The sequence below is a fragment of the Brevundimonas sp. R86498 genome, from assembly GCF_044598075.1.
In the GTDB taxonomy this organism is placed as follows: domain Bacteria; phylum Pseudomonadota; class Alphaproteobacteria; order Caulobacterales; family Caulobacteraceae; genus Brevundimonas.
This window is the reverse complement of the sequence record NZ_CP139004.1, coordinates 2,899,815-2,922,757: the sequence shown is the minus strand read 5'-3', so window position 1 is coordinate 2,922,757 and position 22,943 is coordinate 2,899,815. Positions and strand designations below refer to the sequence as shown.

Annotated in this window: 26 protein-coding genes and 1 pseudogene; 15 read left to right on the top strand and 12 right to left on the bottom strand. The window is 67.0% G+C overall.

Features of this window, described 5'->3' with window-relative positions:
• Positions 1-84: 84 nt before the first annotated feature.
• From SJY26_RS14365 to SJY26_RS14355, 3 genes are read right to left on the bottom strand one after another with little or no spacing between them, the layout of a single operon-like run.
• Positions 85-636, bottom strand: coding sequence for a tryptophan-rich sensory protein (locus SJY26_RS14365; RefSeq protein WP_396593682.1), 552 nt, complete (start codon positions 634-636; stop codon positions 85-87).
• Between the two features lie 53 nt (positions 637-689).
• The gene (locus SJY26_RS14360) at positions 690-932 is read right to left on the bottom strand and encodes a helix-turn-helix domain-containing protein (RefSeq protein WP_396593681.1); all 243 of its coding nucleotides are present in this window, start codon (positions 930-932) and stop codon (positions 690-692) included.
• Positions 932-1,438, bottom strand: coding sequence for a DUF2975 domain-containing protein (locus SJY26_RS14355; RefSeq protein ID WP_396593680.1), 507 nt, complete (start codon positions 1,436-1,438; stop codon positions 932-934). The genes SJY26_RS14360 and SJY26_RS14355 overlap by 1 nt, the downstream gene beginning before the upstream one ends.
• A gap of 90 nt (positions 1,439-1,528) precedes the next feature.
• On the opposite strand from SJY26_RS14355, the gene SJY26_RS14350 reads away from it, so the two are divergent.
• Both SJY26_RS14350 and SJY26_RS14345 read left to right on the top strand, forming a co-directional pair.
• Positions 1,529-2,470, top strand: a complete 942-nt coding sequence (locus SJY26_RS14350) for an ABC transporter ATP-binding protein (RefSeq protein WP_396593679.1) — start codon at positions 1,529-1,531, stop codon at positions 2,468-2,470.
• Entirely contained in the window at positions 2,470-3,195 is a 726-nt protein-coding gene (locus tag SJY26_RS14345) for an ABC transporter permease (RefSeq protein WP_396593678.1), read from the top strand. The genes SJY26_RS14350 and SJY26_RS14345 overlap by 1 nt, the downstream gene beginning before the upstream one ends.
• Before the next feature lie 3 nt (positions 3,196-3,198).
• Here SJY26_RS14345 and bfr read toward each other — a convergent pair whose 3' ends face one another.
• Positions 3,199-3,699, bottom strand: coding sequence for a bacterioferritin (gene bfr / locus SJY26_RS14340; RefSeq protein ID WP_396595773.1), 501 nt, complete (start codon positions 3,697-3,699; stop codon positions 3,199-3,201).
• A 139-nt stretch (positions 3,700-3,838) separates the two neighbouring features.
• Positions 3,839-4,024, bottom strand: a complete 186-nt coding sequence (locus SJY26_RS14335; RefSeq protein ID WP_396593677.1) for a bacterioferritin-associated ferredoxin — start codon at positions 4,022-4,024, stop codon at positions 3,839-3,841.
• Positions 4,025-4,140: 116 nt separating this feature from the next.
• Between SJY26_RS14335 and thiE the strand changes: the two genes are divergently transcribed.
• The 6 genes and pseudogenes from thiE to SJY26_RS14305 all read left to right on the top strand — a co-directional run bounded on the left by thiE (position 4,141) and on the right by SJY26_RS14305 (position 10,151).
• The gene (thiE, locus tag SJY26_RS14330; RefSeq protein ID WP_396593676.1) at positions 4,141-4,779 is read left to right on the top strand and encodes a thiamine phosphate synthase; all 639 of its coding nucleotides are present in this window, start codon (positions 4,141-4,143) and stop codon (positions 4,777-4,779) included.
• 66 nt (positions 4,780-4,845) lie between these two features.
• Positions 4,846-6,534, top strand: coding sequence for an ATP-binding protein (locus SJY26_RS14325; RefSeq protein ID WP_396593675.1), 1,689 nt, complete (start codon positions 4,846-4,848; stop codon positions 6,532-6,534).
• 118 nt (positions 6,535-6,652) lie between these two features.
• Entirely contained in the window at positions 6,653-8,119 is a 1,467-nt protein-coding gene (locus tag SJY26_RS14320) for a cytochrome ubiquinol oxidase subunit I (protein WP_396593674.1), read from the top strand.
• Positions 8,116-8,229: pseudogene (locus tag SJY26_RS14315) on the top strand (cytochrome d ubiquinol oxidase subunit II); the annotation flags it as partial. The gene SJY26_RS14320 and the pseudogene SJY26_RS14315, both read left to right, overlap by 4 nt.
• 70 nt (positions 8,230-8,299) lie before the next feature.
• Entirely contained in the window at positions 8,300-9,154 is an 855-nt protein-coding gene (locus SJY26_RS14310; protein WP_396593673.1) for a cytochrome d ubiquinol oxidase subunit II, read from the top strand.
• Positions 9,155-9,785: 631 nt separating this feature from the next.
• The gene (locus tag SJY26_RS14305; protein ID WP_396593672.1) at positions 9,786-10,151 is read left to right on the top strand and encodes a hypothetical protein; all 366 of its coding nucleotides are present in this window, start codon (positions 9,786-9,788) and stop codon (positions 10,149-10,151) included.
• Here SJY26_RS14305 and SJY26_RS14300 read toward each other — a convergent pair.
• The 5 genes from SJY26_RS14300 to SJY26_RS14280 all read right to left on the bottom strand — a co-directional run bounded on the left by SJY26_RS14300 (position 10,148) and on the right by SJY26_RS14280 (position 14,804).
• Positions 10,148-10,552 carry a YkgJ family cysteine cluster protein gene (locus tag SJY26_RS14300; protein WP_396593671.1) on the bottom strand — a complete coding sequence of 135 codons (405 nt, stop codon included), beginning with the start codon at positions 10,550-10,552 and terminating at the stop codon, positions 10,148-10,150. The genes SJY26_RS14305 and SJY26_RS14300 overlap by 4 nt on opposite strands.
• On the bottom strand, positions 10,549-10,890 hold the full coding sequence (locus tag SJY26_RS14295; RefSeq protein WP_396593670.1) for a VOC family protein: 342 nt from the start codon (positions 10,888-10,890) through the stop codon (positions 10,549-10,551). Before SJY26_RS14295 ends, SJY26_RS14300 begins: the two co-directional genes overlap by 4 nt.
• A gap of 189 nt (positions 10,891-11,079) precedes the next feature.
• Positions 11,080-12,051, bottom strand: coding sequence for an alpha/beta hydrolase (locus SJY26_RS14290; RefSeq protein ID WP_396593669.1), 972 nt, complete (start codon positions 12,049-12,051; stop codon positions 11,080-11,082).
• Positions 12,048-13,229 (bottom strand): thiolase family protein, encoded by a 1,182-nt coding sequence (locus tag SJY26_RS14285; protein ID WP_396593668.1) that lies wholly within the window; start codon positions 13,227-13,229, stop codon positions 12,048-12,050. The genes SJY26_RS14290 and SJY26_RS14285 overlap by 4 nt, the downstream gene beginning before the upstream one ends.
• A gap of 63 nt (positions 13,230-13,292) precedes the next feature.
• Entirely contained in the window at positions 13,293-14,804 is a 1,512-nt protein-coding gene (locus tag SJY26_RS14280; RefSeq protein WP_396595772.1) for a D-alanyl-D-alanine carboxypeptidase, read from the bottom strand.
• 298 nt (positions 14,805-15,102) lie between these two features.
• Here SJY26_RS14280 and SJY26_RS14275 point away from each other — a divergent pair, with 298 nt between their 5' ends.
• The 3 genes from SJY26_RS14275 to clpA all read left to right on the top strand — a co-directional run bounded on the left by SJY26_RS14275 (position 15,103) and on the right by clpA (position 18,443).
• Positions 15,103-15,594 (top strand): phasin family protein, encoded by a 492-nt coding sequence (locus SJY26_RS14275; RefSeq protein ID WP_396593667.1) that lies wholly within the window; start codon positions 15,103-15,105, stop codon positions 15,592-15,594.
• 191 nt (positions 15,595-15,785) lie between these two features.
• Entirely contained in the window at positions 15,786-16,118 is a 333-nt protein-coding gene (gene clpS / locus SJY26_RS14270; RefSeq protein WP_305640894.1) for an ATP-dependent Clp protease adapter ClpS, read from the top strand.
• A 12-nt stretch (positions 16,119-16,130) separates the two neighbouring features.
• The gene (gene clpA, locus SJY26_RS14265) at positions 16,131-18,443 is read left to right on the top strand and encodes an ATP-dependent Clp protease ATP-binding subunit ClpA (RefSeq protein WP_396593666.1); all 2,313 of its coding nucleotides are present in this window, start codon (positions 16,131-16,133) and stop codon (positions 18,441-18,443) included.
• A 186-nt stretch (positions 18,444-18,629) separates the two neighbouring features.
• Here the strand turns inward: clpA and SJY26_RS14260 are convergent, their stop codons facing one another.
• Positions 18,630-18,938 (bottom strand): CsbD family protein, encoded by a 309-nt coding sequence (locus tag SJY26_RS14260; protein ID WP_396593665.1) that lies wholly within the window; start codon positions 18,936-18,938, stop codon positions 18,630-18,632.
• 147 nt (positions 18,939-19,085) lie between these two features.
• Here SJY26_RS14260 and SJY26_RS14255 point away from each other — a divergent pair, with 147 nt between their 5' ends.
• On the top strand, positions 19,086-19,448 hold the full coding sequence (locus SJY26_RS14255) for a phage holin family protein (protein ID WP_396593664.1): 363 nt from the start codon (positions 19,086-19,088) through the stop codon (positions 19,446-19,448).
• Positions 19,449-19,525: 77 nt separating this feature from the next.
• Positions 19,526-20,395, top strand: coding sequence for a methyltransferase domain-containing protein (locus SJY26_RS14250; protein ID WP_396593663.1), 870 nt, complete (start codon positions 19,526-19,528; stop codon positions 20,393-20,395).
• Between the two features lie 69 nt (positions 20,396-20,464).
• Here the strand turns inward: SJY26_RS14250 and SJY26_RS14245 are convergent, their stop codons facing one another.
• The gene (locus tag SJY26_RS14245; RefSeq protein WP_396593662.1) at positions 20,465-22,228 is read right to left on the bottom strand and encodes a hybrid sensor histidine kinase/response regulator; all 1,764 of its coding nucleotides are present in this window, start codon (positions 22,226-22,228) and stop codon (positions 20,465-20,467) included.
• A 176-nt stretch (positions 22,229-22,404) separates the two neighbouring features.
• Between SJY26_RS14245 and SJY26_RS14240 the strand changes: the two genes are divergently transcribed.
• Complete coding sequence (locus SJY26_RS14240; RefSeq protein WP_396595771.1) at positions 22,405-22,647, top strand: type II toxin-antitoxin system RelE/ParE family toxin; 243 nt, start codon at positions 22,405-22,407, stop codon at positions 22,645-22,647.
• Positions 22,622-22,936 (top strand): HigA family addiction module antitoxin, encoded by a 315-nt coding sequence (locus SJY26_RS14235; RefSeq protein ID WP_396593661.1) that lies wholly within the window; start codon positions 22,622-22,624, stop codon positions 22,934-22,936. Before SJY26_RS14240 ends, SJY26_RS14235 begins: the two co-directional genes overlap by 26 nt.
• The last annotated feature ends 7 nt before the right edge of the window (positions 22,937-22,943 follow it).

Genomic DNA, 22,943 nt, shown 5'->3' with positions numbered 1-22,943 from the left:
GTCTCGGCGCGCGAAATCGGGCGCGATCCGTAGAGGAAGCCGGTCCGGAGAGCAAGGCGACCCGGGAAGCGGAGGGCCGGCCGGTCAGTGCGACAGGGTGGATCCCGCCTTGCGGTCGATCATATTGCCGAGACGGATGCCGGACCCGTCGGGTGAGGCCATCTTGCCGGCGCGGGTGTCCAGCTTGCGGGCCTCATGGGCGAAGGCGGCGGCGAGGCCGGCCGAGGTCATGGCCGCGGCGATCTGCAGCGACCGGCCGGAGGGTCGAAGGGCGATCCAGACAGCGCTGACGGCCTGGGCTCCGGCCCACAAAGTGAGGGCCCGGGTGCGTTCGGGCCGCGAGGGGGCGTTCCAGACGCGGACGGCCGAGAGTGTGGTGGCGGAGAAGACGGCGGGCAGGACGAGGCTGAAGGCTCCGCGCGGCCGCTCCGTCACCGGGGCCTCATCATCCTGAACCTCGGACAGGGTGCGCGGCTGCGGCGCGACAGTCCGGGTGGCGAGGAAGGTGGCCAGCAGGGCGAAACCCGCCGTGACGGCCACGCCAAGGGCGACGTGGCCGGGGCCGCGTTCGCCAGCATTGAGGAAGTCGGCGGTGGCGTCGCGCACGTCGTCGAGGCGGTCTTCGATGTCGGTCATCGGCTTCTCCTTCAGCAGAAGGGGAAATGGCCGCGCTGCCGCGGGGTTCCGGCTCAGGCCTCCGGATCGTCGGCCGGGTCGAGGTCGGCGGGGTCGCTGTCGTAGTCCAGCAGGTCGCCGGGCCGGCAGCCGAGGGCGGCGCACATCCGGGCCAGGGTCGAGAAGCGGATGCCCTTGACCTTGCCGGAGCGGAACAGGGACAGCTGGGTCTCGCTGAGGCCGATCTCGGTGGCGAGGTCGCGGGCCTTGAGACCCCGGGCCACGATCAGGGCGTCGAGCGTCACGCGGACCGGCATCAGATGATCTGGTCCAACTCTGACTGGAGGACCCCGGCCTGGTCGATGACGCGACCCAGCAGGAACAGCGCCCCGCCGATCATGCCCAGGGTCATGCCGGCCACGTCGAAATAGGCGAACCCGGCCTGATAGCCGCCGATGAGGCGAGTGATGTTGGTGATGCCGAAGACGCTGAGCAGGCCGCCCAGGCCCAGCGCAATGCCGACGTGCCGCAGGGCACGCGACAGGGTGGGCTGGATCAGCCGGCCTTTCGAGACCTGTCCCAGCGCCGCTCCGATCGCCCAGACGGCATAGAGATAGAACAGTGTGGGGGTCGCCCAGATGGCCCGCTCCAGCAGATCGGGAGAATCGGTTTCCGCCGGGAGCGTGCCGCGCGCCGCCGTGACGGCAGGGGCGATGACATACATCAGGATCAGTATGGCCCCGACGCTGCAGACCATGAACACGGCCAGCCAGCGGAACTGGCCGCACAAGCGGCGGAAACGGGTGAGGTCGGAGGTCGGCATGGGGGCATGATCCTGTCTGATCTTTAATCTTGACTTAAAGATCGCCGCTCCGCAACTTTATGTAAGAGTTAAACGACGCGGGGCGGGGCAATGGTCGAGGCTGTGGAGACAGAGGCGCTGACACGCCGGTTCGGCCGGCATCTGGCCGTGGATCGGCTGTCGCTGCGGGTGCCCGAAGGCGCGATCTATGGCTTTCTCGGGCGCAATGGCGCGGGCAAGACCACGACGCTGAAGATGCTGCTGGGCCTGTTGAAGCCGACGGCCGGCGCGGCGCGGGTCTGCGGCATCGATGTCGCCCGCGACAGGATCGGTGCAGCGCGCAAGGTTGGGGCCCTGCTGGAGGCGCACGGCTTCTACGGCAATCTGACCGGACGCGAGAACCTCGACCTGACCCGGACCCTGCTGGGGCTGGCCGCGTCCGAGATCGACCGGGTGCTGGAGGTGGTGGACCTGACCGACAATGCCCAGCGCCGCGTGTCGGACTATTCGCTGGGCATGCGCCAGAGGCTGGGACTCGCCCGGGCCATGCTGGGAGCCCCGCCGGTTCTGATCCTGGATGAGCCGACGAACGGGCTGGACCCGGACGGGATCGCCGACATGCGGGGCTTTCTGAAGTCCCTGCCGGAACGGACCGGGGCGACCGTGCTGCTGTCCAGCCACCTGCTGGGCGAGATCGAACAGACCGCGACCCATATCGGCATCGTCAACGACGGGCGGCTGGTGCTGGAGGGGGAGCTGGCCCGACTGAAGGCGGAGATGGCCCCCGAGATCGGGCTACGGGTCGATGATGCCGCGCGCGCCACGGCGTTGCTGAGGACCCGGGACCTGACGATTCGCGAGGAGGGGGGCGGGCTGGTCGCCCGGCTGAGACCCGGGATCGATCACGACACCGCCACCGCCGCCCTGAACCGCGATCTGGTCGAGGCAGGGGTGCAGGTGTTCGCCATCGGCCCGCGCAGTCCGTCGCTCGAGGGCCTCTACCGCACTGTGACCGCGCCGTCCGCGGCGGCCCGCCAACCGGAGACTGTCTGATGCCCGTGGTCCTCGCCGTCGAACTGCGCAAGCTGAACCGCTCGCTGGCCCTGCTGCTGGCGCTGGCTGCGCCGACGCTGATCGCCATTTTCGTGTTCTTCAACATGCTGCGCGGGGAGAAGCCCCAACCGTGGGAGATGTACACGCAAGGGGCGGCGGCCATCTGGGCCTTCTTCATGCTGCCCATGAGTGTCACGGCCCTGACAGCGCTGGTGGCCCATATGGAGCACGGTCCCCGGGCATGGGATCATCTGCGGGCCCTGCCGATGGCGCGCTGGAAGCTCTATGCGGCCAAGGCGGTCTGCGTGCTCGGGGTCGTGGCGGCCATGAGCGTCCTGAACCTGCTGCTGACCTGGGGCGCGGTGAACCTCGCCGCCACCCTCAAGCCGGCGGTGGCCCCAACCGGCGTGTTCGACCTCACCGGACAGGCGATCCTGCTGGGCAAGGTGCTGCTGGCGGCCATCCTGATGATCGCCATCCAGTTCTGGATCGCCATGCGGTTCTCAAGCTTCGTGCCGGCGCTGGCGATCGGGATCGGCGGCACTTTCTTCTCGGTGGTCGCGACGGCCGCTAAACAGGGCGTGTTCTTCCCGTGGCAGATGCCGGTCAACATGCTGGCGACCGAGGCGTGGCGGGTGAACACCGCTCTGGGGCTGGGGTGCGGGCTGGGACTGGTCGCGCTTGCGGCCGCCATCGCCCACCTCAGCCGGCGGGAGGTGATCTGACGATCACCCGCCCGTGGCGGACTTGTCCGGCTGGATCTCGGTCATGGCGGACTGCAGATAGTTCTGCTCGCCCAGCTGCTCGATCAGCTTGAACTGGGCCTCGAGGAAGTCGATGTGCTCCTCGGTGTCCGACAGGATTTCCATCAGGATCTGGCGGCTGACGAAGTCGTGGCCGGCCTCGCACTGGGTGATGGCGGCCAGCTGGGCGGCGCGGCCGTCGATCTCAAGCTGAAGATCGGCCCCAAGGCATTCGATCGCGCTCTCGCCGATCTTGAGCTTGTGCAGGTCCTGCATGTTGGGCAGGCCGTCGAGGAACAGGATGCGCTTGATCAGCTTGTCGGCGTGTTTCATCTCGCCGATTGATTCCTGGTAGATGATCTCGCCCATGTGGCGCAGACCCCAGCTCTCGAACATGCGGGCGTGCAGGAAATACTGGTTCACGGCCGTCAGCTCGTTGGTCAGCACCGCGTTCAGCGTGCGGAGGATCGCGGGGTCGCCCTTCATGTCGTCGTCTTTCGTTCGCATCGTGCGGATCCAGCCGATCCGCAGGTCATATTAGCATGGCAAACCGACCGGCGGTCATTTGCGAGCGTTTTTCAACACATTGATATTGCGAGTGATAAGCTGAAACTCTCTCGCCGGCCTACTCGGCGGCGAGGGCCAGGGACTGGCGGCTGTCCTCGATCATCTGGCGCATTTCGCAGACGCATTTGGCGCACTGGGCGGCGCACTGGTGGCGGGCGAAGACGTCGCGGGGGCGGGTGGCCCCGGCCTCGATCGCGCGGGCAACGTCACGCTGGCGAAGGCCGTTGCAGTTGCAGACGTACACGCGTGGGCTCCGGCCAGTTGTTGCGACTGGTTCTCCATAGCAGCTGTCAGGGCGATTGCAACGCGTTCGCAATCGGGCGGGTTGACGCAGCCGTCCGGGCGTCGCACCTGCCGGACATGTCCGCCCCCGCCTGTCAGCTGTACCTCATCACCCCACCGGTCCTTGAGGACCTTGAGGCCTTTGCCGCCGTCCTGGAACGGGCGCTGGACGCGGGGCCAGTCGCGGCGCTGCAAATCCGGCTCAAGCCTGCCGATGACACGATGATCACCGCCGCCGTGCAGCGGCTGGCCCCGCTGGCCCAGCAACGCGGCGTGGCCGTTATCCTGAATGACCGTCCGGATCTGGCGGCGGCGCTCGGATGCGACGGGGTGCATGTGGGGCAGGGGGACGCCCCGGTGGCGTCGGCACGCCGGCTGATGGGCCCGTCCGCCATGATCGGTGTCACCTGCCATGACAGCCGGCATCTGGGGATGGAGGCGGCGGAGGCCGGCGCGGACTATGTCGCCTTCGGGGCCTTCTATCCGACCGCAACCAAGGCCACGGAGCATCGGCCGGAGCCTGACATCCTGACCATCTGGCAGGAGACCATGGTCATCCCGTCGGTCGCCATCGGCGGGATCACGGTGGACAATGCGGCCCCGCTGGTCAGAGCCGGCGCGGATTTTCTCGCCGTAAGCCATGGGGTGTGGGGGTTTGCCGACGGTGCCGAGGCCGCTGTGCGGGCGTTCAGCGCCGTTTGCTCAGCGGGAGGCTGACTTCAGGGGATATTAGGAAGCGTGTGCAACTCTGGGGTCAGTTCAGCATAGAAGCTTCTCTTTTTCATGATCTCCAGCCGTGCGATCATTCCGAGCGACACTGATATCGGCGATGCTGCGTCGACGCTAAGTCGTCCCTATCGCCTGACCAGCGCGGTCGACCTGTTTGCTCGCCCCCTGGTCCCGATGGCGACCGCGGCGGGCGTGACCCTGCTGACCCTCATTGCCATCAGCACCTTCCGCACGGCGGATCTGGTTGCGGCCCTGTGGGCCGCGAATGCGCTTGCGGTCGGGGTCTGGCTGCGGAGCGGCCGGGGCCCGGGATATGACATCAGCTTCGGTGCCATTATCGCCTTCGGGGTTCTGGCCGGCCAGTTTCTGGGCCGCAACAATCCCAGTACGGCGGTCATGTTTACGCTCGCCAATATGGTCGAGGTCAGTCTGGCCGTGGCCCTGGCCCGGCGGTTCGCCCCGACCCTGAATCTGGCCACCGTCAACGGGGCCTGCCGGTTCATCTTCTGGGCCGCGGCCGTGGCGCCGATCGCCGGCGCCCTGATCGTGGCCACGGGCCTGTATCTGATGCGCGGTGCCCCGTTCCTGATAAGTTTCCAGACGTGGTGGTTCGGCCATGCCCTGGGTCTGGCCGTCATCACCCCCTTCGTCCTGTCTCTCGACCGTCGCGCGATCCGGGCCTTGTGGAGTCCGTGGCGCGGGGCCGAGACGCTTTTGCTGTTCGGTCTGCTCGCGGCCATGTGCGGCTCGATCTATTTTTTCTCGGACCTGCCTCTCGGCTTTGCCCTTGTCCCGATGCTGATCCTGATCGCGGCCCGACTGCGGGTGCTCGGCGTGACGGCAGCGCTCGTCATCGTGTCTGTCTCCGCCATTTGTGCCGTCCGCATCGGCGCCGGCCCCTGGAGCGAGGTGATAACGGACACGGCGGAGCGGGCCCTGTTCACCCAACTGGCCATCCTTTTCGGATTCGTGCCGATCATCCTGGTGGCCTCGCTTCTGGAGGAGCGCGACCGTCTGTCGGCGCGGGCCCGGGCGGGACAGGTTCGGGCCGAAGAGGCCTCTGCGGCCAAGTCCCGCCTGCTGGCCAATGTGGCCCACGAAATCAAGAGTCCCGTCGCCGGCATCATCGGCATCGGGGACCTGTGGCTGAGCGGCCAGCTGGGGCCGGTCACCCCGACGCAGACGGAGATGGCCGGCATGCTGGTCAAGACCGCCCGTCAGGTCGAGGCCCTGTCCCATGACCTGCTGGACGTCGCGCGCGCCGAGTCCGGGGCCGTTCGGGTCGAGCTGCGGCCCACCGATGTCCGCGGGGTCCTCGAGGATGTCCGCCGCGCCACCGCCCTGCGTCCCGAGGCGAGGTCGCTGGCGCTCAAGGTCATCTGCGAAGGTGACGGCCTGGTCGCCATCGCCAATTCACAGCGGCTGTCGCAGGTGATCGACAACCTGGCGACCAATGCGGTGAAATATGCTGCTGCAGGCGGTGAGGTGACGTTCCGGGCGCATCGGGTGCATGACGGTGTGCGGATTGAGGTGATTGACCGCGGGCCGGGCCTTGCGCCCGAAAAGCTGAGCCAGCTGTTCGAACCGTTCAATCGGCTGGGTCTCGAGCGTTCGGCGGTCGAAGGCCATGGCATCGGTCTGGCGCTGGCCAAGCGCCTGATCGAATTGCAGGGCGGTTATATCGGAGTCAACTCCGTCCTCGGGCAGGGTTCGACGTTCTGGATCGAACTTCCCGTCGCCTGAAGTTCACTTATAAAAATACTGAAAGTGTGTGACTGAGCGTCGCGGGAAACCGCTTCAGGTGGACGGCCGGGAGGGCGGGGCGTAGGTCTGGACCGTAGTCCTGAGGAGGAACACGCCCGTGGATCTCGACGCCCTGCTGCTGTCGCGCCTGCAGTTCGCCTTCACCATCGCCTTCCACATCCTGTTCCCGGCCTTCACCATCGGGCTGGCGGCCTTTCTGGCCGTGCTGGAGGGGCTGTGGCTCTGGACGAAGCGCGAGGCCTTCAAGACCCTGTACCTGTTCTGGGTGAAAATCTTCGCCCTCAGCTTCGGCATGGGCGTCGTGTCGGGCGTGGTGCTGAGCTATCAGTTCGGCACCAACTGGTCCGAGTTCATCCGCCTGACCGGCGGGGTGATCGGGCCCCTGTTGGCCTATGAGGTTCTGACGGCCTTCTTCCTCGAGGCCTCGTTCCTGGGCGTCATGCTGTTCGGGTGGAAGAAGGTGGGGCCCAAACTCCACTTCGCCTCGACCGTGCTGGTGGCGGTCGGCACGACCATCTCGGCCTTCTGGATCCTGTCGGCCAACAGCTGGATGCAGACCCCGCAAGGGTTCCAGATGATGGCCGACGGCACCTTCGAAGCCGTCGACTATATGGCGGTGATCTTCAACCCCAGCCTGCCGACCCGGCTGGCCCACATGCTGCTGGCGGCCTTCATCACCACGGGTCTGGTGGTCGGGGCGGCCTCGGCCTACCGGCTGCTGAAAGAGCGTGCCGCCGGGGTCAGGACCGAGGGTTGGACCGAGAGCCGGATCAGCCTCGTCATGGCCGTGGGTCTGCTCGCGGTTCTGGCCCCGTTGCAGCTGGTCGTCGGCCACGCCTCGGGCGAGGTCACGCACAAATACCAGCCGGCCAAGACAGCCGCGATCGAGGGCTATTGGGAGACCCGGGCCGACCAGCCGCTGCATCTGTTCGGCATCCCGGACCGCGAGGCCCAGAAGAACCATTTCCAGGTCTCCATCCCCGGCGTCGGCAACCTGATTCAGGGCGTCCCGAAGGATGAGGTGATCAAGGGCCTCGACAGCTACGCGCGGGAGGATCAGCCGCCGCCCTTCATCCCCTTCTTCGGCTTCCGGATCATGGTCGGATTGGGGATACTGATGATCGGCCTGGGCCTGTGGGGCGCGGTGCTGATCTGGAGGAAGCGGATCTTCGACAGCCCGTGGTTCCTGCGTTTCGCCGTGGCCATGGGCCCGTCGGGGTTCCTGGCCGTGCTGGCCGGCTGGATGGTGACCGAGGTCGGGCGTCAGCCCTGGGTCGTCTATGATGTGCTGAGGACGCGTGATGCGGTCTCGCCTGTGATCGCCAGCCAGGTCGCGACCTCCCTGATCGCCTATATCGTGGTCTATTCGATCGTGTTTACGGCCGGAGCGATCTTCATCCTGCGCCTGATGGCCGAGGGACCGATCGCGGCGAAGGCCGAGCCGGCCCCGCGCGGGCAGCGCCCGCCCGGCACGCCCATGGCCAAGGCCCCCGAGGACACCTCGCCTGACGACGATACCCCCGATGATTCCGGCCCCGGCGGCCTGCGTGGAGCGGCGTCATGAACCTCGACCTGCAACTGATCTGGGCCGGGCTGATCGCCGTCGCCGTGCTGCTTTATGTGACGCTGGACGGCTTCGATCTGGGCATCGGCATCCTGTTTCCCTTCGCCAGATCGAAGGAAGAGCGCGATGTGATGATGAACACCATCGCCCCCGTCTGGGACGGCAACGAGAACCTGGCTGGTGCTGGGGGGCGGGGGGCTGCTGGCGGCGTTCCCGCTGGCCTATTCGGTGCTGATGCCGGCCCTTTATCTGCCCATCCTGCTGATGCTGGCGGGGCTGATCCTGAGGGGCGTGGCGTTCGAGTTCCGGTTCCGGGCCCGGAACCGCGGGCGCAAATTCTGGACCCAGATGTTCTCCGGCGGCTCCATCCTTACGGCCGTGGCCCAGGGCCTCGTACTGGGGGGCTTCATCCAGGGCGTCACGGTGCGCGAGGACCGTTTCGCCGGCGGACCGTTCGACTGGTTCACGCCCTATACGCTGCTGGTCGCGGCGGGCCTGGTGGCCGGATACGCCCTGCTGGGCGGGGCCTGGCTGATGATGAAGACGAAAGACAATCTGCACGGCGACGCCAAACGCTGGACCAGTGTTTCCGTCGTGGTGGTGACGGGTCTTCTGGTGGCGGTGAGTATCGCCACGCTGATGATCCATCCCCGGGTGGCGGCGCGCTGGGGCTTTGATCTCGGCGACGGTTTCGCGCTGGATCCATCCATCCTTCTGCCCCTGCTGCCTATCCCCCTGCTGGGACTGGCGGGCCTCGCCCTGGTCTGGGTGATGTCACGCAGGGGCTCGCACCGGTGGCCGTTCGTGGGAGCCATTCTGGTGTTCCTGTCGGGCTATCTGGGGCTGGCGGTCGGGTTTGCCCCCTATGTCGTGCCCTATGCGCTGGACTTTCGTCAGGCGGCGGCCCCGGACAATGCGCTGGGGCTGATGCTAGTGGGGACGGCGGCCATCCTGCCCCTGATCCTGGCCTATACCGGCTGGGTCTACTGGGTGTTCCGCGGCAAGATCGACGAGGAGGCCGGCTATCATCATTGACCCCGTTCCCCCGCCGCAGCCGGGCGAGGACACCGGCCCGCTGTGGAAGAAGCTTCTGTGGTTCGCCGGCCTGTGTCTGGCCGGATCGGCCAGCGTCGCGGTCGTGGCCTATGTGCTGAGAAGCTTGCCGTTCATGGGCTGAGCGGCGATGCTCTGCCTCATGTCGCATCTCGTTCTGCTTTCCGCCCTTGTGCTTGCCGGGTCCGGCCAGACCCAGACGGCTCCGTCTGCCCCCGCCGGTAGCGCCATCACCCGCAGCCTGAACTCGGCCCCGCCTTCGGCGGTGGTGCCCGTCGCTGTCCCCCCGGCCGCCGCGCCCGGTCCCGCCGTTGTGCCCGCGACCGTCGCTCCGGTACGAACTGCCCCCGTGACGGCTCCTGCGGGGGTGACACCCCCTGTGACTGCGCCGGCCGTGCGACCCACACCCGCTCCCGCCGTTTCGCCGCCCAGGACCGTCGCGGCCCCCGCGGCTGCGCCCGTGCGTACACCAGCCCCCGCACCGACGGCCACCGCGACCCCCTTGCCGGCCCCCGCGCGAGCGCCAGTATCAGTCTCTGCGCCGACACCCGCACCGGCCCCAGCCCCAGATCCGGCTCCTGTAGCCGCTCCCGTCGCCGCGCCCGCCCCGACAATGACCGTCCTCGACGCCCCGGCGATCGCGGCCCTGCCGTTTGCGATCGACCTGCCGGCGGGGCTCAGCGTCACGGCGGGACGCCCCGGACCGAACTTCAACATCTGGACGGTCCGGAGGGGCGAGCAGCCGCTGGTGATGGTCTATGCCGGGCCGGCGGCCCAGTTCCCGATCTACAGCGGGGACATGGTCGACGCCGGAGGGCGCGCGTCCGTCGTTGCGGTCGAGGGCGGACGCCGGGTGGCGCTGGAGCACCTGTTCACCCGGACGACGGAGCCCCAGGAGATCCATGTCTGGATCACCAGCGTCGAGGGAACCGACCGGGCCCTGGCCGAGCGCGTCGGCCAGTCGGTGGATCCCCGCTAGACCCTGCGGACCGGCGAGTCGGTGGCCCCCAGCCGCAGGCCACGCTGACCGGCGAAGACCAGCACCTCCAGGTCCCCGGACGCCGCCCAGCGGCGCAGCTGGGCCTCATAGGGCTCGCGCCGCCAGTCGTGGGGGCGGGCGGCGTCGCATTCCACGATCAACCGGGCTCCGCCCTGTTCGGAATGCAGCACGAAGCCGGCGACCGAGGGCTTCCAGACCTCTTCCAGAGCCTCGGTCAGCAGCCACAGGCAGTTGAACACGCGGCAGTCTGATGGCCGGTCCGCATAGATGGCGCAGCCCGTGGTCTTGCCGAAATGGCGGCACCAGCGGCCGGCAGGCTTCTGCAGGGCCGTGACCCCCATCAGCTTGCAGCACAGGCCGCAGGTGCCGCAGTCCTTCATCCGGCCTCGGACCAGACGGCGAGTTCGTTGCCGGACGGGTCGCGGAAGTGGAAGCGGCGGCCGCCGGGGAAGGCATAGATGGGCCGGACGATCTGCCCGCCGGCCGTTTCGACCCTGACCTGCATGGCCTCGAGGTCCTGGGCATAGAGGATGGGGAGGGGGGCCGCCGATTTCTCCGGGTCGGAGTCGAAGCCCCCGTCGAGGCCTTCATCGAAGGCGGCATAGCTCGGGCCATAGTCCTGAAAGGCCCAGCCGAAAGCCGCAGTATAGAAGGCTTTGGTTCCGGGCAGTTCGAGAGCGGGCAGTTCCAGATAGTCCAGTTTGCCGTCGGTTCGCATGGTCGTGGTCCTTGAGGAAAGCCGCCGGCGACACGCTTGCCATTGGCCCCTGCGTCGCGCAACATGCGAACGATTCTCAACTAAGCGAGGGCCCGATGATTGTTCTGATGACGGGGGCGGCCGGGCTGGCGCAACTGCTGCAGGAGCCGCGCCGGCGGCCGGTCCCCAGACCGGCCGGGCCGCGTCCGGTCAACCGTTGAGCCAGCCGGAGCGGCGACCGAAGGCCCTGACCAGATCGGGCCAGACGGCCGCAGGCTTGCCGGCGATAAGGCGAATGCCGAAGCCGTGGCCGCCTTCCTGAAACAGATGAGCCTCGCTGTGGACCCCGGCGGTGCGCAGGGTGGTCAGCAGTTGCAGGCTGTTCTCGGGCGGCACGGCGGCATCGTCGAGCGCATGGATCAGGACGGTCGGGGCGACACCGGTCCAGTCCATCCGGTCCAGCGACCAGGCCGTGATCTGCTCCGGCGTGGCCGAGGGCCCCAACAAGTGGGTGCGCGAGCCGACATGGGCGAATGGATCGGCCAGGGTGACAACCGGATAGAGCAGGATGTTCAGGTCCGGCCGGAAGGATGCGGCGTCGGCTGCGTCCACAGCGGCATAGGTCGCGTCGCGGCGCGCGGCGAGCAGGCCGGCGAGATGGCCGCCGGCCGAGGCACCCAGACTGGCGATCCGGGCGGGATCAATGCCGTAGTCCGCCGCCTTCGCCCGGATCAGCCGCAGCGCCCGCTGAGCGTCCTGGAGCGGGGCGTTCGGACCGGCGGCCCAGCCATCGGCCGGGAGGCGATAGCGCAAAACGAAACAGGTGCTACCGGTCGCGGCGAAGACGCGGGCGACGTCGTGGCCTTCCTTGTCCAGAACGGCATAGCGATAGCCGCCGCCGGGGATCAGCAGCAGGGCCGAGCCGTCGGGTCGCGCGGGCCGGAACACCGTCAGGATCGGGTCTGTGGTGTACTGGGCATAGCGGTCGTGAAAGGCGGGGTCGGTCGAGCGTTCCGGCACGATCGGGGTGACGGTGACGCCTTCGCCGCCCGGCGCGCCGGCGGGCCAGAGATGGATCGTCTCGCCTGGATCCGGCGGGGCAACCGCGCCCTGGCGGGGGAGGGCCGGTGCGGAGGCGGCCAGTGCCCCCACGCCCAGCAGGGTGCGACGATCCAGGGTCATGCCAGCTCCACCGCCATGGCTACGGCCTCGCCGCCGCCGATGCACAGACTGGCCACGCCCTTTGACTTGCCGCGCGCCTGCAGGGCCGCGATCAATGTGGTCAGGACCCGGGCCCCGGAGGCCCCGATGGGATGGCCGAGCGCGGTTGCCCCGCCGTTCACGTTCAGCCGTGCGTGATCGATACCCATTTCGCGCATCGCGATCATGGGCACGACGGCGAAGGCCTCGTTGATCTCCCACAGGTCGACGTCCTCGACCGACCAGCCCGCCTTTTTCAGGGCCTTTTGCATCGCCGGCACCGGCGCAGTTGTGAACAGGCCGGGCTCATGGGCGTGGGCCGCGTGGCTGACGATCCGGGCGATGACCGGCAGGTTCATGGCCTTGGCGACACTCTCGCGCGTCAGGACAAGGGCGGCGGCCCCGTCGCTGATGGAGCTGGCGTTGGCGGCGGTGATGGTGCCGTCCTTGCTGAAGGCTGGCTTCAGGGTCGGAATCTTCTCGGGCATGGCCTTGCCGGGCTGTTCGTCCTGGCTGACCGTGACGGTGCCCTTGCGGCCTGCGACCTCGACCGGCGTGATCTCGGCCTCGAAGGCTCCGGTTTCGATGGCGGCCAAGGCGCGGCGCAGGCTCTCCAGCGCATAGGCGTCCTGGTCCTCGCGGCTGAACTGGTACGTCTGGGCCGAGTCCTCGGCGAAATTGCCCATCAGTTTGCCGGGCGTATAGGCGTCCTCAAGGCCGTCCATATACATGCTGTCGACGAGGACATCGTGGCCGATCCGGGCACCGCCGCGGTGCTTGGTCATCAGGTAAGGTGCCCCGGTCATGGACTCCATGCCACCCGCGACGATCAGGTCGGCGCTGCCGGCAGCCAGGGTGTCGGCGGCCATCATCACGGCCTGCAGACCCGAGCCGCACATCTTGTTGACCGTGGTGGCCTCGACATGGAGCCCGAGGCCGGCGCCGATAGCAGCCTGGCGCGCCGGAGCCTGGCCGAGGCCGGCCGGCAGGACGCAGCCCATATAGATCTGCTCGATCCGAGATGGCTCGACACCGGCCCGGTCGACGGCGGCCTTGACCGCCGTGGCCCCCAGTTCGGTGGCCTTCACCCCGTTGAAGGCCCCCTGAAAGCCGCCCATGGGTGTGCGGGCGAAGGCGACGATGACGACGGGATCGGACATGGGGACGCTCTCTGCTGACTGGCAGCGGATGTAGCGCCGGGAGGCCCCGATTGCGAGAGGGCGTCAGTTGCCCGGGCGGACGACCATGCAGGTGACACGGCGCTCGGCCAGAGCCGAACAGGCCGCCTCGGCCCCGGCCTGGGACAGGCCAGTAAACCGGGAGCGGTGCCATCCAGCGGCGCTGGCCACGGTACGTTCCGCGCTGGTGAACTGGGCGCGGAAGCGACGATTGACCTCGTTCACCCAGTTGCGGGCCACGGTCTCGTCGCGGAAAGCCCCGACCTGGACCGACCAGCGGCCGGCCGGCGGGTTGGCGACCGCGGCCGTCGCGCGGGGAGGGGGCGGCGGGTTGGCGACCGCGCCGCGATCGAGAGTCGTCGCGCCCGCGACGCCGCTGTTCAGGCTGGCGGTCAGACTGCCCGTGCGCGGCGCGGAACTCGTCTGGGCCGTGCGGACCGGCGTTGCGGCGGCCGGCGGTGGCACCGGGGCGGCGCGCGCGGCGACGACGGGAGCCGCGGCGACCATCACGGCCGGCGGCGCAGCGGCCGGGAGGGCGGTATAGGCGACGGCGCTGGAGCCCATGCCTTCCTCGCGCTCGGTGACCGGCGTGCTGCCCAGGTCGGCATAGGCCACCGGCGCGTCATTGTCGGATGTGGATATTCCGAATCCGCGTTGCTCGAAGAAGGCCTGGGCCACCAGAATGCGTTCCCCGCCGGCGCGACGGCGCTCAAGCTCGAAGCCCGTGTCCATCAGCTCGGCCACGTGGCTGTTGCGGGTGGCGCTGGAACGTCCGCCGAGCACGATGGTGATAATGCGACGGTCATCACGGACGGCGGAAGCCATCAGGTTATAGCCCGAGGCATTGGTGAAGCCGGTCTTCATGCCGTCATAGCCATTGCCGGAATGCAGCAAACCATTGGTGTTGCGGTAGCCGCGCCCCTGGTAGGCCCAGTCGTGCTGGCCGAAATAGCTGTAGTACTGCGGATAGTCCCGCATCACGGCGCGGGCGAGGACCGCCAGATCGCGGGCGGTGGTCTGTTGCCGGCTGTCGGGAAGACCGTTGGGGTTGTAATAGCGGGTCCGGGTCATGCCCAGCTCCTGGGCCTTGCGGGTCATCATGGCCGCGAATCCCGCCTGGGATCCGCCCACGTGTTCGGCCAGAACCATGGCCATGTCATTGGCCGAGCGGACGGCCGTGGCGCGCATGGCGTCATCCAGCCGGATGGTCTGACCCGCCGCGAGTCCCAGCTTGGAAGGCGGTTCGGACGCGGCATTGGGGGAGACGGTGATGACGTCGTCCAGCGAGACCTTGCCCTGCTCCAGGGCCTCGAACACCAGATAGAGGGTCATCACCTTGGTCACGGACGCCGGAAAGCGCCGGTCGTCGGCATAGCGGGAAAACAGAACCTCGCCGGTTCCTGCGTCAACGACGATCGCTGCATAGCGGCTGCTGTCGCCGGACTGGGCCTCGACGCGGTTCCAGCCGGCCGCGCCCGTCACGCCGAGCGCGATCAGGGTCAGAGCGACGAGAGCGGCGACGAGGCGGCGCAGGGAAATCGACTGAAGACGCAACATCGCCAAGCGAAGCCTCATGATCGTGTAACGCGACGACGGCCCCCCAGGCGCGCCGCATACCAGGACCGTAGCATGGGCCTCCCGGGTTTCACTCTGGTTAAGCAGAGATCAACGCGGATTTGAACGACGGGAACCTGACAGGCGAAAATTAAGGATGCGCGCGCATATGTTGCAGTGCACAAAATAGCCTTGACCCAAGTTCGCACTTGCACCATATCCCCGACATCGGCCCGGGAAGCCCGGGTCGGGAATCACTCACGCGGATCAACCGCGATTATCCCGGGTTCAGGAGACCACCATGGCTGACAGTGCAGAGACCGTGAAGAAGACCGTCGATCAGGCCACCGCGACCGCCAAGGTCCAGGGCGAACAGTTCAAGGCCCAGGCCGAGAAGGTTCAGGCCGCCGGAACCCAGGCCCTGCGCGAGGGCATGGAAAAGACGTCCGCCTCGCTGGCAGAGCTGTCGGCGCAGTCGAAGCAGAACCTCGAGGCCCTGACCGCCTCGGCCACCGCCGCCCAGAAGGGCGTCGAGGCCCTGTCGGCCCAGGCGCTGTCCTACAGCAAGTCGAGCTGGGAGAACGGCGTCGCCGCCGCCCAGACGATCGCCCAGGCCCGTTCGGTCCAGGAACTGATCGAGCTGCAGACCAACTTCGCCAAGTCGGCAATGGAAACCTATCTCTCGGAAGTTACGCGGATGACCGAGACCCTGACCGGCTCGGTCAAGGACAGCTTCAAGCCGATCAACGAGCGCGTCACCGCGACCGTCGAGAAGTTCCAAGCCGCCCGTTAAGCCTGAAGAGTTTTGTAGCCTGTCGAAAGGGCCCCGGCGGAAACGCCGGGGCCCTTTTTGCTTGCCACGATCGGGGTTCCGATCGCGCCGCCGACGACAATGCGTCGCTACCCACCAGCAAGTGACTGGACGCCCCTTAAAATCAGGCCATCATCACCTATCTGAACGTCACACTCCCAACCGGAACACGAATGCCGTCAAGAAGGCCAGGTGAACAGAACGGGGGCGGCCAGGGGGCTGCCACCATCACCGAGACAAAGCCCAAGCTTCAGAAGCCCTCGCTCTATCGGGTGCTGATCCTGAACGACGACTACACGCCGATGGAATTCGTCGTCTATGTGCTGGAGCGGTTCTTCCAGAAGAGCCGCGAGGACGCGACCCGCATCATGCTGCATGTGCACCAGCATGGCGTCGGGGTGTGCGGCGTCTTCACCTACGAAGTGGCCGAAACCAAGGTCGCCCAGGTGGTCGAGACGGCGCGCCGTCACCAGCATCCGCTGCAATGCACTATGGAAAAAGACTGAGAGGATCTCCCCATGCCCTCGTTTTCACGTCCTCTCGAAGAGACCCTGCATCGCGCGGTCTCCTACGCCAATGAACGCCGCCACGAGTATGCGACGCTCGAACACCTGCTGCTGGCCCTCGTCGATGACGCCGACGCCTCGGCGGTGATGAAGGCCTGCAACGTTGAACTGGTCGCGCTGAAGACCGCCCTGACCCTGTACGTCGACACCGATCTCGCCGCGCTCGCCACCTCCGACGGCGAGGACGCCAAGCCGACCGCCGGCTTTCAGCGCGTGATCCAGCGCGCGGTCATCCACGTCCAGTCCTCGGGCCGCGAGGAGGTCTCCGGCGCGAACGTGCTGGTCGCGATCTTCAGCGAGCGCGAGAGCCACGCTGCCTATTTCCTGCAGGAGCAGGACATGACCCGCTATGACGCGGTCAACTTCATCGCCCACGGCATCGCCAAGAAGAACGGCGGCGAGGCGCGTCCGCCCAAGGTCGCCGGTGGTCCGTCGCCCGAGGAGGCCGAGGATTCGGCGGCCGCCAAGTCGGGCGGTGAGGCGCTGGAGGCTTATTGCGTCGACCTCAACGAGAAGTCCAAGAACGGCAAGATCGACCCGCTGATCGGCCGCCAGGCCGAGGTCGATCGCTCGATCCAGATCCTGTGCCGCCGGACCAAGAACAACCCGCTGCTGGTCGGCGAGCCCGGCGTCGGCAAGACCGCGATCGCCGAGGGCCTCGCCCGCAAGATCGTCAATGGCGAGGTGCCGGACGTGCTGAAGGGCGCGACCATCTACAGCCTCGACATGGGGGCGCTGCTGGCCGGAACCCGCTATCGCGGCGACTTCGAGGAGCGGCTGAAGCAGGTCGTCAAGGAACTGGAGACCCACGAGGACGCCATCCTGTTCATCGACGAGATCCATACGGTGATCGGCGCGGGGGCGACCTCGGGCGGTGCCATGGATGCGTCCAACCTGCTGAAGCCGGCGCTCGCCTCTGGCAGCCTGCGCTGCATGGGCTCGACGACCTACAAGGAATACCGCCAGCATTTCGAGAAGGACCGGGCCCTGGTCCGGCGCTTCCAGAAGATCGACGTCAACGAGCCGACGGTGGAGGACACGGTCAAGATCCTGAAAGGGCTCAAGACCGCCTACGAAGGCCACCACAAGCTGCGCTACACCGACGGGGCCATCCGCTCTGCGGTCGAACTGTCGGCCCGCTACATGACCGACCGCAAACTGCCGGACAAGGCGATCGACGTGATCGACGAGGCGGGGGCGTCGCAGATGCTGCTGCCGGAATCGAAGCGGAAGAAGGTGATCGGCCAGAAGGAGGTCGAGGCCGTCGTGGCCAAGATGGCCCGCATCCCGCCGAAGTCGGTCAGCAAGTCCGACACCGAGGGCCTGCGCGAGCTTCAGAAGGACCTGAACCGCGCCGTCTTCGGTCAGGATGCAGCCATCGAACAGGTCGCCTCGGCCATGAAGCTGGCCCGCGCCGGCCTGCGCGATCCGCAAAAGCCCATCGGCTCCTTCCTGTTCGCCGGCCCCACCGGCGTGGGCAAGACCGAGGTGGCCAAACAGCTGGCCTCCACCCTCGGCATCGAGATGCTGCGCTTCGACATGTCCGAGTACATGGAGCGGCACACGGTCAGCCGGCTGATCGGGGCCCCTCCCGGCTATGTCGGCCATGACCAGGGCGGCCTGCTGACCGACGCTGTCGACCAGCATCCGCACGCTGTCGTCCTGCTGGACGAGATCGAGAAGGCCCACCCGGACGTCTACAACATCCTGCTCCAGGTGATGGATAACGGGATGCTGACCGATGCGGTGGGCAAGAAGGTCGACTTCCGCAACGTGGTCCTGATCATGACCACCAATGCGGGGGCCGCCGACAACGCCCGGGCCTCGATCGGCTTCGGCCGTGGCAAGGTCGAGGGCGAGGACGAAAAGGCCATCCAGCGCCTGTTCGCGCCGGAGTTCAGGAACCGTCTGGACGCCGTGGTCAGCTTCAAGGCCCTGCAGCCCGAGGTGATCCGTCAGGTGGTGACCAAGTTCGTGCTTCAGCTGGAAGCCCAGCTGGCGGACCGCAACATCACCATCGAACTGACCGACGACGCGGCCGATTGGCTGGCCAAGAACGGCTTCGACGAACTGTATGGCGCGCGCCCGCTGGGCCGGGTCATCCAGGAGAACATCAAGAAGCCCCTGGCCGACGACATCCTGTTCGGACGTCTGACGCGCGGCGGCCATGTGAAGGTGGCGCTGAAAGACGGCAAGATCGTCTTCGACATCACCCCGACCGCGGGCGCGCCGGCCAAGGAGACGGTGGACGGGGTGGCGGTGTAGTCAAAAATCCTCCCCCATCGGGGGAGGGGGACCACGAAGTGGTGGAGGGGGCTAACCGCAGACACGGAGTCTGGAGTGAGCCCCCTCCGTCACTCCGCTTCGCTTCGTGACACCTCCCCGATGGGGGAGGAATAAAAAAGGCCCGGGAGCGATCCCGGGCCTTTCGTTTGTGCGGTCTGGAAGCGCCTAGTAGCGGCGGCGGCCCGAGCCGGCGATCAGGAAGACCAGACCGGCGAGGATGCCGGTGGTCAGCAGCGGCTTGCGGCGCGCGAAGTCGAGGCCCGTGCGGACCGGCTCGCGCAGGTCGGCGGGGGCGCGGTCGGACAGGGACTCCAGCTTGTCGATGGCACGGCCGTAGGTGTCGAGCGCCTTGCCCTTCACCTCGTCGAACTTGCCCTCGAGCTGCAGCTTCGTGTCGCCGGTCAGATTGCCGAGGCCGCTCTTGATCTTGCCGCTGGCACCGTTGGCGGCACCTTCAATACGTTGGTCGGTCATGGGATGTCCTTCAGAAGGGGAGAGCCGGGGAGGCTTCCGGAATAGCGCATACCAATCGCTGCGGTTCCGCAAGGCCTGTGGTTGCAGCGCGGCGGTTGCAGGCCGATATCTGCACCGAAACGGGGTGAAAGCGGGAGCGGTGCGGGAATGGTGAGATTTGTCCTTCAGGCCGTGGTGACGGCGCTGGGCCTGTGGCTTTCGGCGTATCTGGTTCCGGGGGTCGGCTTTCTGTCGACCGGATCCCTGGTCGCCGCCGCCGTGTTGCTGGGGCTGGTCAATGCCGTGGTGCGGCCCATTCTGGTGTTCATCACCTTCCCGCTGACGGTGATCACCTTGGGTCTGTTCCTGCTGGTGGTGAACGCCGCCATGATCGGGCTGGTGGCCAGCCTGCTGGGCGGCTTCGTCGTCGACGGTCTGTGGGCCGGCGTCGGGGCGGCGATCGTGACCGGCCTGTGCAGCTGGGTGGTCGGGGGACTGATCCCGGACAGGCGGATCGAGAGGGACAGCTAGGGGTCAATACTGCAGGTTGATTCGCTTCGATGGATGCTATCGATTGGCGCGTATCAGATAGCCAGGGCTAGCCATCCATGAAGTACCAGATCGAGATATTCACGGCGTTTGACGGCCAGCTGAGTCTTGCAGGGTGGGTTGAAACCGCGGCCACCAAATTAACGCTGCATCTGGATGATGGTCAGATAATTGAGGTCCCCACTGTCCGTGACGGCCTGATCGCCCGTTTTCACCTGCGATCAGCGTATTCGAGCATCACGCCCTACAATGCGGAACTCCACGTGGGTCAGGAAGCAATCGGGCAGTTGTATTCGACCGTCGACCTCGCCCACGGGCTCTATCCGCGCTTTTTTGAAGCTCTTCCGAAAACCGGTGCACTTCTGGAAATTGGGTCACGGGCGCGCAGTGGCTTCAGCCGTCGTGAGATGACCCCCGCTGGCTGGACCTATACGGGGCTGGATGTGCTCGACGGTGAGAACGTGGACGTCGTCGGCGATGCCCACAGGCTGAGCAAGCTGTTTCCGGATCAACGATTTGATGCTGTTCTCTCTGTCTCGGTTCTTGAACACATCCTCATGCCGTGGAAGCTGGCGATCGAGATGAACCGGATCCTGAACGTCGGTGCGGTTGGTTTCTTCATGACCCACCAGGGCTGGCCGCTGCACGATGCGCCGTGGGATTTCTGGCGCTTTTCCGACCAGGCATGGCGTGCGCTTTTTAACCCGGCGACCGGATTTGAAATCATCGAAGCCCACATGGGCGACCCCGTGTACATGGTGCCCCGCCACCTCCACGCCGCTTGCGCCTATGGGATGGACTATCTTTCGTATGGCGCGTCGGCAGTCCTGTTTCGCAAGATCTCGGAGACCACGCTTGAGTGGCCGGTCGAGCTGGAGGACATCATTACCACCAGCTATCCGAGCACGACCGGCATCTACACAGGGTGACTCGACCGGGGAGCAGCGGCGCGAGGTGAGCCGTATCTGGTGGCAGACATCGCTGGCCGGAGACGTCTGCTAGCGGCGCATTCTGGCCGCCGCTGCCTCGCCCAGAACCGCGTGAAGCGCCGGCAGGTCGATCGGCTTTTTCAGCACCCCGTCCGCCCCGGCCGCCATATAGCGCGCGATGTCTTCCTCGAAGACGTTGGCTGTCAGCATGTTGATCAGACGCCGGGACCGGCCCGATGCGGCCTCTTCGGCGCGGATGGTCCGGACGGCCTCGACCCCGTCCATGACCGGCATCATCGCGTCCATCAGCACGAGATCGAACTTGCCGGACGCGACGGCGGCGACCGCTTCGGCCCCGTTCTCGACGAGGGTCAGATCCACGCCGAAGTTCGGCAGCAGCAAGCTGAGCAGCTTGCGGTTGGCGGGATGGTCCTCGGCCGCCAGCACCGACAGGCGGGGGCCGGCATCGGCCGGAGCCGTGTCGGGCTGCGGGCTGGCGTCCGTGGCGGATGGGGCGGAAATCCGGAACCAGAAGATCGAACCCCGGGGCTTTGCATCACGCACACCAAGCGTGCCGCCCAGCGCCCGGACACTCGCACGGCAGATGGCGAGGCCCAGACCCGCTCCGCCGGCGCTGCGGCCGTCCTCCAGCTGTTCGAACGGCTGAAAGATGCGCTCGCGCTGGTCTTCGGGCACCCCGGGGCCCTGATCATGGACCTCGAAGGTCAGGTCGATCGCCCCTGAGGCCCCCGGACGCGCCCGGACCACGATGGCGACGGTGCCCGAGGGGGTCATCTTCAGCGCGTTCGACAGCAGGTTGATCAGGACTTGTTCGATCCGGGCCTCGTCGGTCAGGACGCGGAAATGCTCCGGGGCCCCGTCGCACTGGACCGTCAAGGTCAGACCCTGTTCCCCGGCCTGCGTCCGCCAGACCCGCGCGACCGCTTCGACCCGGGCGCGGATATCGACGGGGGCCAGACGGACATCGACCTGGCCGGACTCGATCCGGGACAGGTCCAGCGCCCCGTTCAGCAGACGCATCAGCAGCCCGCCGGCGTCGGCCATGTCGGTGATCATTCCGGCCTCGGCAGCGGGCCGTTTGCGGCGTTTCAGCACCTCGGTGATGCCGAGGATGACGTTCAGCGGCGTGCGCACATCATGACTGATCATGGCGAGGAAGCGGGACTTGGTCTGGTTGGCGCGTTCGGCGGCCACGCGCTGGCCTTCGGCGTCCTGAAGCGCGCGTTCCAGAGCCTCGGACCGCGCGGTCAGATCGACGACCAGATCGACCGTCTGGCGATCGCTGAGCGCCTGACGCGAGGCGGCCGCAACGACGCCGACCACGAACAGCGCCGTGCTGCCGAGCAGAACCGGATCCGAAGCCGCCTCGTGCCAGGCGATCAGGCCGATGAGGAGCGAAGGCGGGATCACGGCGACGGCGAAGCTGAGGCGGCTCATATGCACCTGCAGGGCCCCGACCACCAGATTGCCGACGAGCAGCAGCAGCAGGGGTGGCAGGCGGATGACGTCCGTCTGCCATGCGGCGAACACGAAGACCGCATTGTGGCTGGCCAGCAGGAAGGTGATGAGTTCGGTCGACCGCTTCAGCGTCAGGCCGGCGGCCGGGCGATCGGGGGCTGTCCGCGCCCGGCTCACGACGGTCCAGAGCACGCTGTACAGGGCCAGCTGGACGACGCCGAAGCCCGCCGCCCACACCGGTCCCTTCAACCAGGCGATGAGGGCCACGATGGCGACGATGGAGGCGATGCGGACAGCGAACATGTCCCGGTACTGGCCCGCATAGGCCCGTACGTACTCGCTCGAATAACTCATGCCGGCCCGCAAAAAACGCTACTGCGGGTAAGCTTAACCACAGGGCCTTAAGGAGCGGTCAACCGGGGGATGTGGGCAAGCAATGCCTGCTAGACCGAAAAATGACCCTCGTAACGTTATGCGTTATAGCTCCGGCTCATGATCCGGAGCTTTCGCGATCGTGAGACGGAGCGGTTCTGGGCCGGGCGTGCGTCACGCCGTTCCCGCAGGACATTCGCCGGTCCGCGCAGCGGAAACTTGAACTGATCGATGCGGCCGGCCGTCTGGATGATCCGAGGCTGCCCCCGGGCAATCGGCTGGAGGCCCTGGTAGGGAACCGGCAGGGTCAGCACTCGATCCGGATCAATCAGCAGTGGCGGATCTGTTTCCGCTGGACCGATGGAGGTGCGGAGGATGTCGAGATCTGCGACTATCACTGAGGACGTGATGGATCCGGTCACGCCGGGCGAGATCCTGCTGGAGGAGTTCATCCTGCCAGCGGGCCTGAGCCAGACCGCGCTCGCCAACGCCATCGGCGTGCCGCCGCGCCGGATCAACGAAATCGTCCTCGGCAAGCGGGCCATCACCGCCGACACCGACCTGCGTCTGGCCCGCTACTGGGGAATGAGCGAGGGATTCTTCCTGAACCTGCAGCAGAGCTACGACCTGCGGGTTCAGCGCGCGAAGATGGGCGAGGCGTTGGCGATGATCACGCCGAGGGCGGCGTAGGGATGCA